Annotated in this window: 12 protein-coding genes and 2 pseudogenes; 4 read left to right on the forward strand and 10 right to left on the reverse strand. The window is 73.1% G+C overall.

All coding sequences use genetic code 11. The annotated features are described in order from the left end of the window. Both IH09_RS40730 and IH09_RS40735 read right to left on the reverse strand, forming a co-directional pair. Positions 1 to 184 (reverse strand): annotated as a pseudogene (locus tag IH09_RS40730) (alpha/beta hydrolase); the annotation flags it as partial. A 496-nt stretch (positions 185 to 680) separates the two neighbouring features. Beyond that, positions 681 to 1,007 (reverse strand): annotated as a pseudogene (locus IH09_RS40735) (transposase); the annotation flags it as partial. 177 nt (positions 1,008 to 1,184) lie between these two features. Between IH09_RS40735 and IH09_RS37995 the strand changes: the two are divergent. Continuing rightward, positions 1,185 to 1,847 (forward strand): site-specific integrase, encoded by a 663-nt coding sequence (locus IH09_RS37995; protein ID WP_190233431.1) that lies wholly within the window; start codon positions 1,185 to 1,187, stop codon positions 1,845 to 1,847. 122 nt (positions 1,848 to 1,969) lie between these two features. Here IH09_RS37995 and glnA read toward each other — a convergent pair whose 3' ends face one another. Further along, on the reverse strand, positions 1,970 to 3,379 hold the full coding sequence (gene glnA, locus IH09_RS27620; protein WP_052860211.1) for a type I glutamate--ammonia ligase: 1,410 nt from the start codon (positions 3,377 to 3,379) through the stop codon (positions 1,970 to 1,972). Positions 3,380 to 3,628: 249 nt separating this feature from the next. Between glnA and IH09_RS27625 the strand changes: the two genes are divergently transcribed. Continuing rightward, positions 3,629 to 4,096 carry an RDD family protein gene (locus IH09_RS27625; RefSeq protein ID WP_165484726.1) on the forward strand — a complete coding sequence of 156 codons (468 nt, stop codon included), beginning with the start codon at positions 3,629 to 3,631 and terminating at the stop codon, positions 4,094 to 4,096. Between the two features lie 293 nt (positions 4,097 to 4,389). Here IH09_RS27625 and IH09_RS27630 read toward each other — a convergent pair whose 3' ends face one another. From IH09_RS27630 to lipB, 4 genes are all read right to left on the reverse strand, one after another. Next, positions 4,390 to 5,100: a DUF4191 domain-containing protein gene (locus IH09_RS27630; protein WP_052860213.1), complete on the reverse strand. Its 711-nt coding sequence runs from the start codon at positions 5,098 to 5,100 to the stop codon at positions 4,390 to 4,392. Positions 5,101 to 5,110: 10 nt separating this feature from the next. After that, a complete protein-coding gene (locus IH09_RS27635; RefSeq protein ID WP_052860214.1) occupies positions 5,111 to 5,326 on the reverse strand; it encodes an SCO2195 family GlnR-regulated protein in 216 nt (71 codons plus the stop codon). 198 nt (positions 5,327 to 5,524) lie between these two features. Beyond that, entirely contained in the window at positions 5,525 to 6,469 is a 945-nt protein-coding gene (lipA, locus tag IH09_RS27640; protein WP_052860215.1) for a lipoyl synthase, read from the reverse strand. Between the two features lie 144 nt (positions 6,470 to 6,613). Next, complete coding sequence (gene lipB, locus IH09_RS27645) at positions 6,614 to 7,378, reverse strand: lipoyl(octanoyl) transferase LipB (RefSeq protein WP_404827294.1); 765 nt, start codon at positions 7,376 to 7,378, stop codon at positions 6,614 to 6,616. 373 nt (positions 7,379 to 7,751) lie between these two features. On the opposite strand from lipB, the gene IH09_RS27650 reads away from it, so the two are divergent. Continuing rightward, the gene (locus IH09_RS27650; protein ID WP_052860217.1) at positions 7,752 to 9,206 is read left to right on the forward strand and encodes a hypothetical protein; all 1,455 of its coding nucleotides are present in this window, start codon (positions 7,752 to 7,754) and stop codon (positions 9,204 to 9,206) included. Positions 9,207 to 9,281: 75 nt separating this feature from the next. Here IH09_RS27650 and IH09_RS27655 read toward each other — a convergent pair whose 3' ends face one another. The 3 genes from IH09_RS27655 to IH09_RS27665 form a co-directional block, all read right to left on the reverse strand. Further along, positions 9,282 to 10,589 carry an FAD-dependent oxidoreductase gene (locus tag IH09_RS27655; RefSeq protein WP_052860218.1) on the reverse strand — a complete coding sequence of 436 codons (1,308 nt, stop codon included), beginning with the start codon at positions 10,587 to 10,589 and terminating at the stop codon, positions 9,282 to 9,284. Positions 10,590 to 10,834: 245 nt separating this feature from the next. Then, the gene (locus tag IH09_RS27660) at positions 10,835 to 11,749 is read right to left on the reverse strand and encodes a TIGR01777 family oxidoreductase (RefSeq protein ID WP_052860219.1); all 915 of its coding nucleotides are present in this window, start codon (positions 11,747 to 11,749) and stop codon (positions 10,835 to 10,837) included. A 210-nt stretch (positions 11,750 to 11,959) separates the two neighbouring features. Next, positions 11,960 to 12,478, reverse strand: coding sequence for a DUF4240 domain-containing protein (locus IH09_RS27665; protein WP_052860220.1), 519 nt, complete (start codon positions 12,476 to 12,478; stop codon positions 11,960 to 11,962). A gap of 193 nt (positions 12,479 to 12,671) precedes the next feature. On the opposite strand from IH09_RS27665, the gene IH09_RS27670 reads away from it, so the two are divergent. After that, positions 12,672 to 14,606: a hypothetical protein gene (locus tag IH09_RS27670; RefSeq protein WP_052860221.1), complete on the forward strand. Its 1,935-nt coding sequence runs from the start codon at positions 12,672 to 12,674 to the stop codon at positions 14,604 to 14,606. Positions 14,607 to 14,779 lie beyond the last annotated feature (173 nt).

A 14,779-nucleotide genomic window follows, 5' to 3' on the forward strand; every position in this document is an offset into this window, starting at 1 on the left:
TGGTGGCGCGGCACTTGGCGGCCAGGTCCTTCTGGAGGGTGACCTGGCGCTCGAAGCTCGTCCGGCTGAGACCGGCCGAGAAGAGATTGGTGCCGACGGGCAAACCGCAGTCCAGCGGGGTGCTGCGGCCGACGAAGCGCGGGTCGAAGCCGACGATGTCGTAACGCGGGCCAACCTTCTTCATCCACGCGTGGAATTCCGGCGGGGATTCGAGGGCGGTGCCGCCGGGGCCGCCGTTGTTGAGCAGGATCGAGCCGATGCGGTGGCGGGTGTCGGTGGCCTTGAGCCGGACTTCGACATGGCGGGGGCCGGCGCGGCCGTGGCGGTGGGGGCCGCGCCGAGGCAGGCGACGAGGGCGAGGCCCACCGCAGAGGTGCGGCGCACGGCGGGGCTGGAGGTGATCACGAATCCTCCTTGGGGTGCTGGGTGTTGTGGTCGGAAGTGCCAGTCGTATGTGCCGAGTCCGCCGCGGGTACGGCAACCGCCGGCACGCCCGACGGGACAGCCGACACCACTGCGGGCCGGGCCGGTCGGTGCCTGTCGAAGGGGGATCTCTCCACCCCGTTCCGTATATGTCTCACACCGCAGACGCTATGCGCAGCAGTAGCCCCCACTCACTACGGCTGTCCCCCCGATCCCGGTGCGGCCATCCCCCGCAACGGATCGTCCACGGCCCTGCATTCGGAGCGAGTGGGCAGGGCCTCGTAGTCGCGGGCCGGTCGGCGGTGCAGCATGAGCCGGCCATAGGTCCGTTCGGCCGCCCACGGTTTCGGTATCGGCGTGAAACCTCTGGTCCCGGGCTTGCGGGCGGTAATTTCCATGTAGCCGTAGACCGTGTTCCAGTGCGGGAAGTCGTGTGGGAGGTAGCGCCACTGAACGCCCGTGCGGTCGACGTACAAGATCGCATCCATGATGTCGCGCAGCTCGTGCTCGGCCGGCCGGCCGAAGTCCAGGGCCCGGCCACGGCGCTCGAAGCGCCAAGCGCGAAGAAGCGATTGGAGAAGGATCTCGGCCCGACCTCCTCCGTCTGGTCTGGGCGACGCTGTCCGGTGTCCTCCAGGCCGCCGTCGAGGACCGCCGCCTCGGGCGCAATCCGTGCCGGTCCAGCACGATCGGCCCGCCGCCTGCCACGCCCGGGAGGGTTGAAGCATGGACGCCTGAACGTGTGCTGGCGGTACGGGCCGATGCCGGACTGCTACCGGCTCCTTGCCACGATCGGTGCGGGTCTTGGACTGCGGCAAGGGGAGGCACTCGGGCTCTCCGTGGAGGACATCGACTTCGCCAAGGAAATCGTCCATGTCCGTCGCCAGGTGAAGATAGTGCGGGCGAAGCTGTGCTTCGCGCCCCCTAAGGGGCGCAAGGTCCGGGATGTGCCGCTGCCGACGAGCGTGGCCCGAGCCGTCCAACGGCATATGGAGGTCTTCACACCCGTGCCGGTCACGTTGCCCTGGGACGACCCGGCTCCTCCGAAGACGTCAGCGGAAGCCAAGCCCCGTCGGCCGAGGACGTACCGCCTCTTGGTGACAGGACGCGAGCGGAAGGCGGTCAACCGGAACTGCTTCAACTCCTACGTGTGGAAGCCCGCTTTGGCCAAGGCCGGCGTGATCGCACCACTGGGGGAGAACGAAGGGAACGGGGCCCGTGTGCGGGAGCCGTCCCGGGAGCACGGATTCCACGCCCTGCGCCACTTCTACGCCTCCGAGGAACTGGAGGCCGGGGAATCGGTCGTCTCGCCGGCACGTTGGCTGGGTCACTCCGAACCGGGGTTCACATTGCGGAAGTACTCCCACTTCCTGCCCCGCGCGGGCGCGCGGGGCAGCGCCGCCATCGATGCGGTTTTCGCGTAGCCAGGTACAGCTGGCAGAAGGCCGGACCCGGCTCAAATTCCCAGAGAAGTCCCACAGATGCCGCCGCACCCCTCCATACCCGCGTCTGCGCAGGTCTGGAGGGGTGCGGCGGCATCTACCTCTTAGATGTCGAAGTAAAGCTCGAACTCATGCGGATGCGGCCGCAGCTGGATCGGGGCGATTTCGTTCGTGCGCTTGTAGTCGATCCAGGTTTCGATCAGGTCGGAGGTGAAGACGCCGCCCTGCTGGAGGTACTCGTTGTCGGCCTCAAGAGCGTCGAGGACGGCGGGGAGGGAGGTCGGGACCTGGGGGACGCTCGCGTGCTCCTCGGGGGCGAGTTCGTAGAGGTCCTTGTCGATCGGCTCGGCCGGCTCGATCTTGTTCTTGACGCCGTCCAGGCCCGCGAGGAGCAGTGCGGAGAAGGCGAGGTACGGGTTCGAGGACGGGTCCGGGGCGCGGAACTCGACGCGCTTGGCCTTCGGGTTGGAGCCCGTGATCGGGATGCGCATGGCCGCGGAGCGGTTGCGCTGCGAGTAGACCATGTTGACCGGGGCCTCGAAGCCGGGGACCAGGCGGTGGTAGGAGTTCACCGTCGGGTTGGTGAAGGCCAGCAGCGACGGGGCGTGCTTGAGGATGCCGCCGATGTAGTAGCGGGCGGTGTCCGAGAGGCCCGCGTAGCCCTGCTCGTCGTAGAAGAGCGGGACGCCGCCGGACCAGAGGGACTGGTGGACGTGCATGCCCGAGCCGTTGTCGCCGAAGATCGGCTTGGGCATGAAGGTCGCGGTCTTGCCGTTGCGCCAGGCGACGTTCTTCACGATGTACTTGAAGAGCATCAGGTCGTCGGCCGCGGCGAGCAGCGTGTTGAACTTGTAGTTGATCTCCGCCTGGCCGGCCGTGCCGACCTCGTGGTGCTGGCGCTCGACCTCCAGGCCGGCCGCCTCCAGCTCCAGGGAGATCTCGGCGCGCAGGTCGGCGAAGTGGTCGACCGGCGGGGCCGGGAAGTAGCCGCCCTTGTAGCGGACCTTGTAGCCGCGGTTGTTCTCCTCCGACCCGGTGTTCCAGGCGCCGGCCTCGGAGTCGATGTGGTAGAAGGACTGGTTCGCGCTGGTCTCGAAGCGCACGCTGTCGAAGACGTAGAACTCGGCCTCGGGGCCGAAGTACGCGGTGTCCGCGATGCCGGTGGAGGCGAGGTACGCCTCGGCCTTCTTGGCGATGTTGCGCGGGTCGCGGCTGTACTGCTCGCCGGTGATCGGGTCGTGGATGAAGAAGTTGATGTTGACCGTCTTGTCCCGGCGGAACGGGTCCACCCGAGCGGTCGACAGGTCCGCGCGCAGCGCCATGTCGGACTCGTGGATCGCCTGGAAGCCGCGGATCGACGAACCGTCGAAGGCCAGCTCCTCGGTCGGGTCGAACGCCTTCGCCGGGATCGTGAAGTGCTGCATCACACCGGGCAGGTCGCAGAAGCGGACGTCGATGAATTTGACGTCCTCGTCCGCGATGTACTTCTTTACCTCGTCGGCGTTCTGGAACATCCCTACTCCTCCTAGCCCGGTCACCGGTCGGCGGACGCGGGGTTGCTACGCGGAACGCACCCTTGTGCAGTGGCGCGCTTGCCCGACCATAAGCAGGCGTGATTTCCCAAGCATGACCCATTTGTTTCGCCGAGGTTAACCGGCGCGCGGCCCGTCGCACGCTCCGGCGTGCGCCGCCGACGGTCCGGCCGGTCCGTGTCCGCCGCCCCTCCGCGAGGCGTATGTATGCGGTCGCAGTACCGTGGACGGGTGGACAACAGGCAAGCAATCGGATCGTGGATCTCCGGGCCCCGCGCGGCAGCCGAGGACATGGGCGTCGAATTCGGATACCGCGGCCAGCGGCTCGGGCTGCCGGAGGAGGGCCCGGGTTCGGTCGCCCGTCCCGGGCGCCGTATCGCCGCCCTCTTCATCGACTGGGCGCTGTGCATGCTGATCGCCTACGGACTACTCAGCGGCGGCAGGATGCAGTCGGCGAGCAACTGGGCGCTGGTCGTCTTCGCGGTGCTCAGCGTGCTGACGGTCGGCACGGTCGGCTTCACGCCCGGCAAGCGGCTGGTGGGCCTGCGGGTAGCCGCCGAGGGCGGCGGCCGGATCTCGCTGCCGCGGGTGGTGCTGCGGACGCTCCTGCTCCTCGTGATCATCCCGGCCGTCATCTGGGACCGCGACGGCCGCGGCCTGCACGACCGCCTGGCCCGCTCGGTAGAGGTACGGATCTGAGAGGTCCGGGCAGCTCGTCCGCCTGCCTGCCCGTATGCCGCTCATCCACGAGCCCCAGCGGGTGCGCCTACGGCCCGACCGTATACAGGCCCCCGTACGAGCCCGCCTGCCGCTCGTACCCGGAAGGCCGGGCCCCCGCCCGTACCGAGGGACACCCGTACCGCATACGGCATACCGCACCCGGATCGCTCGCACACCGCCCCCGCACCGCATACAGAACGCCCCGGAGCTCTCCGCTCCGGGGCGTTCGTGGTTTCTCGTCGGGGCGCCGGGGTGTCCGGCCGTCCGGGTGGTCAGCGCGTCTTGCCGCCGCCCTTGGGCATCCGCATGCCCTTCGGCATCGGACCCTTCGGCACCGGCATATTGCTCATCAGGTCGCCCAGTGCGCGGAGCCGGTCGTTGACGGCCGTGACCTGGGCGCCGGGCAGTACGCGCGGCAGCTTCAGCAGGGTCGTCCGGACCTTCTTCAGCGGCACCTGGCCCTCGCCGTCGCCCACGATGAGGTCGTGGACCGGGGAATCGGCGACGGTGCGCGCCATCCGCTTCTTCTCGGCGGCCAGCAGGCCGCGGAGACGGTTCGGGTTGCCCTCGCCGACCAGCACGATGCCGGCCTTGCCGACGGCGCGGTGCACGACGTCCTGGCTGCGGTTCATCGCCACCGCCGGGGTGACCGTCCAGCCGCGGCCGACGTTCTCCAGCACGGCGGCCGCCGCACCGGGCTGGCCCTCCATCTGCCCGAAGGCAGCTCGCTCCGCGCGGCGTCCGAAGACGATCGCCATCGCGAGGAAGGCCAGGACGAAGCCCAGGATGCCCGCATAGATGGGGTGACCGATCAAGAAGCCGATGGCAAGGAGAACGCCGAATACGACGATGCCCACGCCAGCGACGACAAGACCGACCTTGGAGTCGACCCGACGGGTCATCTTGTAGGTCAGGGCGATCTGCTTGAGCCGCCCGGGGTTCTCAGCGCCGGCAGCGCCGTCTGATTTTGCCTTCCTCGCCATACAGCGAAGTTTACGTGGCCTGTGGGCGCCTGGTCGCCGCGGCCTCCAGTACGTCCTGGGCCTCGTGCCGGTCCTTGGCCCGGCGGCGGTCCTCCAGTACCGACGTCCAGGCGTTCCGGCGGGCGGTGCGCTGTCCGCCGCGCAGCAGCACGGCCTCGACGGCACGCAGAGCACCGGTGACGGCGGGGATGGAGCGGGCGGTGGCGCGGAGCTGCGCGGCCTGCATGTCAGGTCTCCCTCAGGCGGTCGAAGGTGCGGGAGCGGTGCGTGCATCCATCGTCACCGAAGGGTGTTACCAACGGATGACCTGCCGGTCAAACACCTATGAAACGTTGACGCGGCCCGCACCGCCCCCGCCCTGGGGGAGCGCGGGCCGCGTCCTCTCAGCATGTGCCACGATTCACAAGATGGCGCGCCGGGCGGCTCAGACCGCCTGAGTGGACGCCTCGACCTCGCGCCGTTCGATCGCCTGCTGGTAGAGGCGGCCGGCGCGGTAGGAGGAGCGGACCAGCGGGCCGGACATGACACCGGCGTAGCCGATCTCCTCGGCCTCCTCCTTGAGCTCCACGAACTCGGCGGGCTTGGCCCAGCGCTCGATGGGGTGGTGCCGCACGGAGGGGCGCAGGTACTGGGTGATGGTGATCAGCTCGCACCCCGCGTCGTACAGGTCCTGGAGCGCCTGGCTGATCTCCTCGCGGGTCTCGCCCATGCCCAGGATCAGGTTGGACTTGGTCACCAGACCGGCCTCGCGGGCCTTGGTGATGACCTCCAGCGACCGCTCGTAACGGAAGCCGGGGCGGATCCGCTTGAAGATCCGCGGCACCGTCTCGACGTTGTGCGCGAGCACCTCGGGACGCGAGGAGAAGACCTCGGCCAGCTGCTCGGGGACCGCGTTGAAGTCGGGGATCAGCAGCTCGACGCCGGTGTCCGGCATCCGGGTGTGGATCTGCCGGACCGTCTCCGCGTACAGCCAGGCGCCGCCGTCCGCCAGGTCGTCGCGGGCGACGCCGGTGATCGTGGCGTACTTCAGACCCATGGTCTCGACGGACTCGGCCACCCGGCGCGGCTCGTCGCGGTCCAGCGCCTGCGGCTTGCCCGTGTCGATCTGGCAGAAGTCGCAGCGCCGGGTGCACTGGTCGCCGCCGATGAGGAAGGTCGCCTCGCGGTCCTCCCAGCATTCGTAGATGTTGGGACAGCCCGCCTCCTGGCAGACCGTGTGCAGGCCCTCGCTCTTGACCAGGCTCTGGAGGTGGTTGTACTCCGGGCCCATCTTCGCCCGGGTCTTGATCCACTCGGGCTTGCGCTCGATGGGGGTCTGGCTGTTCCGGACCTCCAGGCGCAGCATTCGCCGGCCGTCAGGCTTGGGCATTGACTGCCCATCGGGTGCGACAGCGGACACGTCCGGCTCCCTACGACTTCGATTCTTCGGCGTCCACCAGGGTACGCCCGTAATTCACACGTCTTTACGTGCAGCCCAACCCTGCATGCCAGGGGTGCATTCCCGCCGTGCGGTTCAGACGGCGCGGGGGAGGAGCTCGGCGCCCTCCAGGACGTCCCGCAGATGTTTCTCGACGGCGGGCAGCACCTCGGCGATGGTGATCTCGCGGCCCAGCTCGGCGGAGAGCGAGGCGACACCGGCGTCGCGGATACCGCACGGCACGATCTTGTCGAACGAGGTGTTGTCCGGGTTCACGTTGAGCGCGAAACCGTGCATCGTGACGCCCTTGGCGACGCGGATGCCGATGGCGGCGAGCTTGCGGTCCTCCCGGCGCTGGCCGGCGTTGGACGGCGCGTACTCCGGGCCGTTCAGCCGCGCGTCGAACATCTCGTCCGCCACCAGGGGGTCGAAGTCCAGCGTCAGACCGCCCAGGGCCGGCCGCTCCTCGACCGGGTCGCCCAGCACCCAGACGCCGCTGCGGCCCTCGATCCGGGTGCCCTCGACGCCGAAGTCGGCGCAGACCCGGATCAGGGCCTCTTCGAGACGGCGGACGTGGGCGACGACGTCGACCGGGCGCGGCAGCTTCTGGATGGGGTAGCCCACCAGCTGGCCGGGGCCGTGCCAGGTGATCTTTCCGCCGCGGTCCACGTCGATGACGGGGGTGCCGTCCAGGGGGCGCTCGTCATCGGCCGTGCGGCGTCCCGCGGTGTAGACGGGCGGGTGCTCCAGCAGCAGACAGGTGTCCGGCACCTCATCGGCGAACCGGGCGGCGTGCACCCGGCGCTGTTCCTGCCACGCCGCCTCGTACTCCACGGCGTCCGCTCCGAAGCCCAGGTGCACAAAGCGCAGCCTCTCGGGTACGGGGGTCTCCCCCCGAGAGATCGCAGTCACGGCAGCTCCTCTTCGAACCATTGGTGCAGTTCATCGCCACATTTGATGCCACTTCGCGCCCTTGCCACTGTACGGCCGCCCGCCGGCGTCCCCGCAGGCGGCCGGATCCGGACGGTGCGTACCCCGGGGGAGGGGCGGGTGCCGGGCCGCCTGCCGCACCGAAGCGCCCTGCTCACACGATCGGATGAACGCGGCGCACAGGCGGCGAGAAAGGCACCGAAGGCCGTTACATTCACGCCGTTCCACAAGGGCGAGGAGTGCACCGGGCGGGGCCGGCCGAATCCGGCGGCCCGGCCCGAAAGGCAGGAGACCGGTAAAGCCGATGACCGAACGACCCCCGCAACACATGCCCAACCGCCAGCTCGCAGGGCTGATCGCCGAGGCGGGATTCTCCAATGCCGGGCTGGCCAGACGGGTGGATCAGCTCGGCATCGAGCACGGCCTCGACCTGCGCTACGACAAGACCTCGGTGACCCGCTGGCTCCGCGGCCAGCAGCCGAGAGGCACCACACCGGCGCTGATCGCCGAGGTGTTCACCCGGCGGCTCGGCCGTCGGCTGTCCGCCCAGGACCTCGGCCTGGACGCCTGCGCACCGGTCTACGCCGGACTCGAATTCGCCGCGACGCCCGCCGAGGCGGTGGACATCGTCACCGGCCTGTGGCGCAAGGACTCCGGCAGCCACGCCGAACTGCGGAAGATCGCCTTCACCCCGGCCGGGCTGGTGGTGCCCAGCCGGGACTGGCTGATCGGCCGCGCCGACGAACGGGTGGCCCGCGGCGACCCGCCGGCCGACGGCGCGGGCCGGGTGCCCGCCCAGGGCCGGATGCCGGTGCCGCGGCAGCGCCGGACCGACCGCACCGACCGTCCCCAGGGCGCCCGGGTCTGCGCCGGCGACATCGCGGCACTGCGCTCGGTCGGCGAGCTCTTCCGGGCGCTGGACCACGCCTACGGCGGCGGCCACGCCCGGCAGGCCCTGGTGCGCTATCTGGAGCACGAGGCCGAACCGATGCTGCGCGGCACGTACAGCGAGGCGACCGGCCGCCGGCTCTTCGCGGCCGCCGCCGACCTGACCCGGCTGGCCGGCTGGACCTCGTACGACATCGCCGCGCACGGTCTGGCGCAGCGGTACTTCGTCCAGGCGCTGCGGCTGTCCCAGGCGGCCGGTGACCGGGCGTACGGCTCCTACGTCCTGGTGACGATGAGCCGGCAGGCCGTCTATCTGGGGCACGGCCGGGAGGCCGTCCAACTGGCGCGGGTCGCCCAGCAGGGCGTCGGCAGCAGCGCGCCGCCCGTGGTCCAGGCGCTGCTGCACGCCGCGGAGGCGCGCGGCCACGGCCTGCTGTCCGAGGTCCGGGCCTGCACGGCGGCGCTGGCCCGCGCCGAACGCGCACTGGAGACCGCCCGGCCGGGCGACGAGACCCCGCACTGGGCGCGCTTCTTCGACGAGGCGCAGCTCGCCGACGAGCTGGCGCACTGCCACCGCGACCTCCAGCAGTACCGCGCCGCCTCCCAGCACGCCGAGCGCTCGCTGCAACTGCGCGCCGCCGGCTTCGCCCGCAGCCGGCTCTTCTGCCGCGTCGTCCTGGCCACCGCCCGCCTCGGCCTGGGCGAATTGGAGCAAGCCTGCACGCTCGGCGCCGAGGCGGCCCTGCAAGCCTCCGAGATGCGCTCGGTACGCGCCCATGAGTACGTCCGGGACTTCGAACGCCGCCTGGAGCCGTACCGGGACGCGGCGCCGGTACGGGGATACCGGGACCGGGTCGCGGCGCTGGGCTGACCGGACCGGCCGGCATGCGGCGCCCGGACCGGCGGGTGGCGGGGCGGCGGCCCCGCCACGGCCGGCGGGGCCGGATCAGGCCGCGGTGCGCAGGGTGTTCGGCTCCACCAGCGGCGGCAGACCGAAGTCCCGGAGCAGGGCGCGGGCGGCGCGGTGGCCCGAGTGCAGGGCGCCCTGGACGGTGCTGATGTCGCGGTGGTCGCCGCACACGTAGAGACCCGACAGCACCCGCACGGGCCGCTCCGGATCGTGCGGGACCGGCATCGCGGGCACCGCGTACGGGTCGTGATGGGCGGTCAGCAGCTGCCAGTCGTCGCCCGCGGCGCCGTAGATCCGGTCGAGCTGGGGCCGGACCGCTCCGTCGAGAACGGACAGCGGCAGCGAGGCCGCGGCGCCCAGCACGACGGTGGTGACCAGGGAACGGCCGGGCGGCGTCCGGGACGGGTCGATCGCGCCCGCGGCGTACGAGTACGCCACCGGGCCCTCCGTCGGGAGGACCAGCGCGGTGCCGTGGTACGGCGCGGTGCGCGCTCCGGTGGCGGTGCCCGCGGTGTGGTGCAGGACCGTCACCGGGTGGAACGCGGGCACCCGCAGCCCCGGCAGCAGTTCGGCCGCATCGCGCGCGCCGGTCGCCACCAGCACCGCCCGGCAGGGGATGAGACCGTGCTCGGCGGTGCGCACGCCGGTGGTGGAGACGGCCGTGGCGCGGACGGAGGTGCGGACCGTACCGGGCGGCAGCGCGGCGGCAAGGAGTTCGGGGACGGCCGAGGCGCCGCCGGCCGGCAGGCACAGCCGGCCCTCGGCGAACGCGCGCAGGAGCTGCGCGGCACTGCGGCTGGAGCCGCGCAGCCGCGGATCGCAGAGCAGCGCGCCGAGCAGCGGGCGCAGGAACGCGTCGTGGCCGCGCGGTGGGAAGGCGGGGCGGCTCGCCAGGGCCTCACCGACCGGGCGGTCGGCGGGGGTGGGAGGGGCGGCCCGCTCGCCGTAGCGGTCGGTGTGCCGGTCCGGTCTGCGGTCGGTACGCCGGTCGGCGCGCGAGAGGGCGCGTGCCGCGGCCAGTGCGCCCCTTGTGCTTCGGGGCGCGCTGATGCGCTGCGCCCGTTGGCCGTTGTGGAGCCAGAGGCCGGCCGCGAACGGCCGCAGCGTCAGACCGCCGAGGCCGGGAATCCGGCGCAGTTCGGCGGCGGTGGCGACCAGCGGCCGTCCGCCGCGGTCCAGCCGGAAGCCGTCGAGATCGTCCGTGGCGGCCCGGCCGCCGATCCGCGGGGCGGCCTCCAGCACGGTGACCGACAGGCCCGCGCCGGTCAGCTGCCGGGCGGCGGCGAGTCCGGCCGGGCCGGCCCCCACGATGACGACGTCCACGGCCGATGCGATACGCACCACGTGCCCCTCCCGAGGTCGGTCCCGCCGGCCCCGCCCCGGGGCTGGCGCCCGGTGCGGCCGCGCGGGATGCCGAGATGTGTGCCCGAGACGGTAAGGGGGCCGGGCGGCGGCGGACAGGGGGCTCGCGGGGCGCGTCGGGGGTCGTCCCGGGGCACCGTCCGGCGGGGGAGCGGGGCGGGGCAGCCGGCGGGACCGGGGCGGCCGTTCCCGTCAGGGGCCGGTGCGGGCCACCGCCGTCGGCCGCCTCATGCCGCGCGGACCGCGTCCGCGATGCCGGGATGGGCGAACGTGAACCCGGAGGCCAGCAGCCGCGCCGGGACGACCCGCTGACTGCCGAGCACGTCCCCGGCGAACTCGCCGAGCGCGACCCGCAGCACCGGCGCCGGTACGGACAGGAGCGTGGGGCGGTGCAGGACGCGGCCCATGACGGCGGTGACCTCGCGGTTGGTGACCGGTTCCGGGGCGGTGAGGTTGACCGGTCCGGACAGGCCGTCGGTGTCGATCAGGTGGCGGAGCGCCGCCACCTGGTCCCGGAGGGAGATGAAGCTCCAGTACTGGCGGCCGTCGCCGAGCCGCCCGCCCAGGCCCAGGCGGAAGACCGGGAAGAGCCGGCCCCAGGCGCCGCCCGAACGCGCCACGACCAGGCCGGTGCGGGCGAACACGGTGCGGATACCTGCCTCCCGGGCGGGCGCCGCGGCCGCCTCCCAGTCGACGCAGACCTCCGGCAGGAACCCCGTACCGGGCGGTGCGCTCTCGTCCGTCCGCCGGTCGCCGGTGTCGCCGTAGTAGCCGATCGCCGAACCGCAGACGAGGACCCGCGGCGGGGTGTCCATCGTGGCGAGGGCCGTGGCGAGGGCCCGGGTGCCCAGGACGCGGCTGTCGTGGATCTCGCGTTTGTAGGCCGCGGTCCAGCGGTGGTCGCCGACGCCCGCGCCGGCGAGATGGACCACCGCCCCGCAGCCGGCGAGCCCGGCGGTGTCCACCTCCTGGCGCCGCGGATCCCAGCGCACCTCGTCCGGGGCGGCGGGCGGGTGCCGGACGAGCCGGACGACGTCGTGGCCGCCCGCCGGGCCGCCGGGCCGGGCGCTGTCCCCGGCGCGCAGCGACCGTACGAGCGCCGTGCCGATGAGACCGGTCGAGCCGGTGATCGCGATCCGCATGTGCCCATACTGCCCGCACCCCGTCCGCACCGCCGGGCGGGCCGTGGCGACGCCACGCCGGTGGCCCGCCCCAGGGCCTGTCGTCACCTTCCCGTCCGCCCCGCGACGCCCGGCACGCGCGCTCGCCGCACCGAGCGAAAGACCCGGTACTCCAGTACTCGGACGCCGCGGGGCCACCCTTCGGGCGACGACGGGAGGGGGCGACCGGCCCTACGGCCGGAAGCGGTCCCAGAGCCGTGGGAAGCGTTCCGCCAGGGCCCGGTCGTCGTCGAAGTCGAGGTAGGTGCCGAGCGGTTCGGGCGGCTGCGGGGGCAGGCCGAGGTCGGGCAGTACGGCGCCGGTCAGCTGCTCGTACGCTTCGTCGGCCGCGTAGCCCAGCTCCTCCGCGTCGCCGTCCACCGCCTCGTCGAAGTCGGCCACGAGGTCGGCGAGGCGGTCCGGATCGTGCAGTGCGCCCTCGAAGACCTCCCGGCCCTGGCCGATCAGCCAGCAGCGGAAGAAGTCGAACGCGTCGTCGCTCGCACCGCCCAGCATGATCCCCGCCGCCGCCCACAGCTCCCAGGCGTACGCCCGGTTGTAGCGGGCCTCGAAATGGCGGGCGAAGTCCACGACGACGTCCGGGTCCCGCCCCGCCAACCGCTCGACCAGCAGGTCGGCCTGTTCCTCGGGGTCGCCCTCGGCGGCCTCGCGGGAACCGTCGATCAGTTCCCAGAACTCCGTCTCGTCCATCACCGCTCCAGCATCCGCCCTGCCACCCGGGCCCGCACGCGGAAGACACCGGATGTGACCAGGGCGATATCCGCCGGTGTCCGCCGCCCGCCGGAGCGGTCCGCCGCCGGGTGACCGGCCCCGGATTCACTCGTTGGAAGGCGTGCAACGACGACATATCCCCCCACCCCGTGAAGGGCTGTTCAGCATGCCCATGGACGAACGCACCCGGGCCGATGTCGAACGGGCGGAGGCGGCCCTTGTCGAGCACTACCCACGGCTCGTCCGCCTCGCCTACCTCGTACTGCCCCCGCCGATGGGCCGCCACCGCCGGGTGCTCACCGCCCACGGCCTGGTCCAGCGGGCGCTGCCGCGGACCGGTCGCGGCCGGCCGGCCGGTGGGCCGCCCGGCGGGCCCGACCGGGCGCCGGCCACCGACTCCGGCTACGCCCTGGTGCGGCTGCGCACCCTGCGGCAGGCCCTGGCATACGAGCGGGTGCCGCGCCGTTGGCCCGCCCAGCTGCTGCCCGCGGTGCCCCTCGTCTGGGGGCTGCGGCTCTTCCCGCTGGCCGGTGGCGCCGACGAACTCGCCCTGGACCGGGCGCTGTCCGCGGTCGCGGCGCCGGTCCGGGCCGCCGTCGGGCTGTGGCATCTGGAGGGGCTGGACGAGGAGGGCACCGCCGCGGTGCTGGCGGCGGCCGGGGTCGAGGACCCGGCCGCGGCGCAGCGGGCGGCCGGACAGCTGGACCGGGCGGCCGGCGCCGGTGCCGGGGCGCTGCTGAACTCGGGCGAGTTCGACCCGTGCACGGTGCAGACCCGGCCGACGGATCTGCTGCGCCGTCGGCAGCGGGTGCGGGTGGCGGCCGCGGTGGCGGCGGTGGTGGCGGCCGGCGCGGTGGTGGCCGCCGTCCCGGGCGGCGACGGCGCGGCGTGGGAAACGGCCGGCCACCGGCCGGCCGCCACCGAGGCGCGGCAGGCGCTGGACCCGGGACGGCTGGTGCGCACCCCCGATGAGCGGTGGGCCGCCACCTCGCGGATGGACTTCACCGCCTGGCCCGCCCGGGGACGCGCCGCGGGCGACAAGGCGCTGCTGGGGCGGGCGCTGCGGGTCTGGGCGGCGCCGCCCGCCGGTACCCGGATCACGGCGTCCGCCGGGACGTCCACCCGGCCGCCGGACCATCCGCCGCAGCTGCTCTACGCGGGCCTGATCGACAATGTGCGGGTGGTGGTCTGCCACGACGGCGAGCGGCTGGTGCGCTACGCGGAGCCGGCCGGGGCCACCCCGACACTGCACTTCGCACGGGTCGACGGCGCCGATCTGACGACCGGCGCCGCGCTGGTGATCGGGCGCGGCGACGGCTGGCTGCGCTATCTGATCGCGCCGTGGGTCGCCGACACCGCCACCCGCGATCTGCTCGCGCCCCGCGCCCCGGACCGTCCGCTGCACATCGCCCCGGACGGTGTCACCGACCGGGTGCCGGCACCGCCGGCGGCGGGCGGCGGCTGCGGGCGGTGGCCGGTGGTCCGGTTCCGGTCCTCGGCGCGGATCGCGGCGCACCACTCCTTCCTCGTGACCGACCTCGGCGAGCCGGTGCCGGCGCACCTCACGTACCGGCCGCCGTCGGCCGACGGCGAGCCGCCCCGGGAGCCGGACGAGGCGACCGGCCACCCGGCGCTGCTGAGCTGGGCCCGTACCGCCTGTGCGCTGCGGTCGCTGCGCGGTTTGGGCGTACGGTCCGTCGGCAACTGGGAGTTCGCGCGGCAAGACCTCCCGGAGGGCGGCGGCAGCGCGACCTGGGTCTGTACCCGCGCGGACACCTGGCGCGGGTCCGGCCGGGTCACGGTGCGGCTCCAGCCGCCCGCCGCGCGCCCGGCCGACTCCGGGCGGATCGCCGGACGGGCCCGGGACACCGCAGCGTGCGGCCGCTTCGGCCGCCAGGTGGTCGGCGCCGTCCGCTGGCGGTCGGCGTCCGGGAGGTGGTACCTGCTCGCCGCGGGCAGCCGGGCGGTCACCGGTCTCGACGTCACCGGCGGGGTACGGGCCGCCACCGGGGAGGGCACGCTCGCCGTACCGGCCGCGCCGCAGACCCGTGCCGAGGTCGCGGGCCGGCTGCGGACCGGCGCCGGTCCGCGCGCGCTCCGGCCGTAGTCCCGTCCCGGGGGCGGCGCCGCCGGGACCTCGTGGGGAAGCCGGGGCGAGCGGGCGGGAGAACGGACGAATGCCGGAGGGAAGACCTGGCGGAAAGCCCGACGGAAAACCCGACAGAAGGTGTCGGGTTTCGCTGCGAACGTCGACTTGTACGGCGGACGAACGGCGTACGG

The organism is Streptomyces celluloflavus (assembly GCA_000720995.1).
Taxonomy (GTDB): Bacteria; Actinomycetota; Actinomycetes; order Streptomycetales; family Streptomycetaceae; genus Streptomyces; species Streptomyces celluloflavus.

Bases quoted from the DNA above. Each gene is read 5' to 3' on its own strand.
- IH09_RS37995 (WP_190233431.1), top strand. From the start codon at position 1,185: ATGCCGGACTGCTACCGGCTCCTTGCCACGATCGGTGCGGGTCTTGGA.
- glnA (WP_052860211.1), bottom strand. From the start codon at position 3,379: ATGTTCCAGAACGCCGACGAGGTAAAGAAGTACATCGCGGACGAGGAC.
- IH09_RS27630 (WP_052860213.1), bottom strand. From the start codon at position 5,100: ATGGCGAGGAAGGCAAAATCAGACGGCGCTGCCGGCGCTGAGAACCCC.
- IH09_RS27635 (WP_052860214.1), bottom strand. From the start codon at position 5,326: ATGCAGGCCGCGCAGCTCCGCGCCACCGCCCGCTCCATCCCCGCCGTC.
- lipA (WP_052860215.1), bottom strand. From the start codon at position 6,469: ATGCCCAAGCCTGACGGCCGGCGAATGCTGCGCCTGGAGGTCCGGAAC.
- IH09_RS27650 (WP_052860217.1), top strand. From the start codon at position 7,752: ATGACCGAACGACCCCCGCAACACATGCCCAACCGCCAGCTCGCAGGG.
- IH09_RS27660 (WP_052860219.1), bottom strand. From the start codon at position 11,749: ATGCGGATCGCGATCACCGGCTCGACCGGTCTCATCGGCACGGCGCTC.
- IH09_RS27665 (WP_052860220.1), bottom strand. From the start codon at position 12,478: ATGGACGAGACGGAGTTCTGGGAACTGATCGACGGTTCCCGCGAGGCC.
- IH09_RS27670 (WP_052860221.1), top strand. From the start codon at position 12,672: ATGGACGAACGCACCCGGGCCGATGTCGAACGGGCGGAGGCGGCCCTT.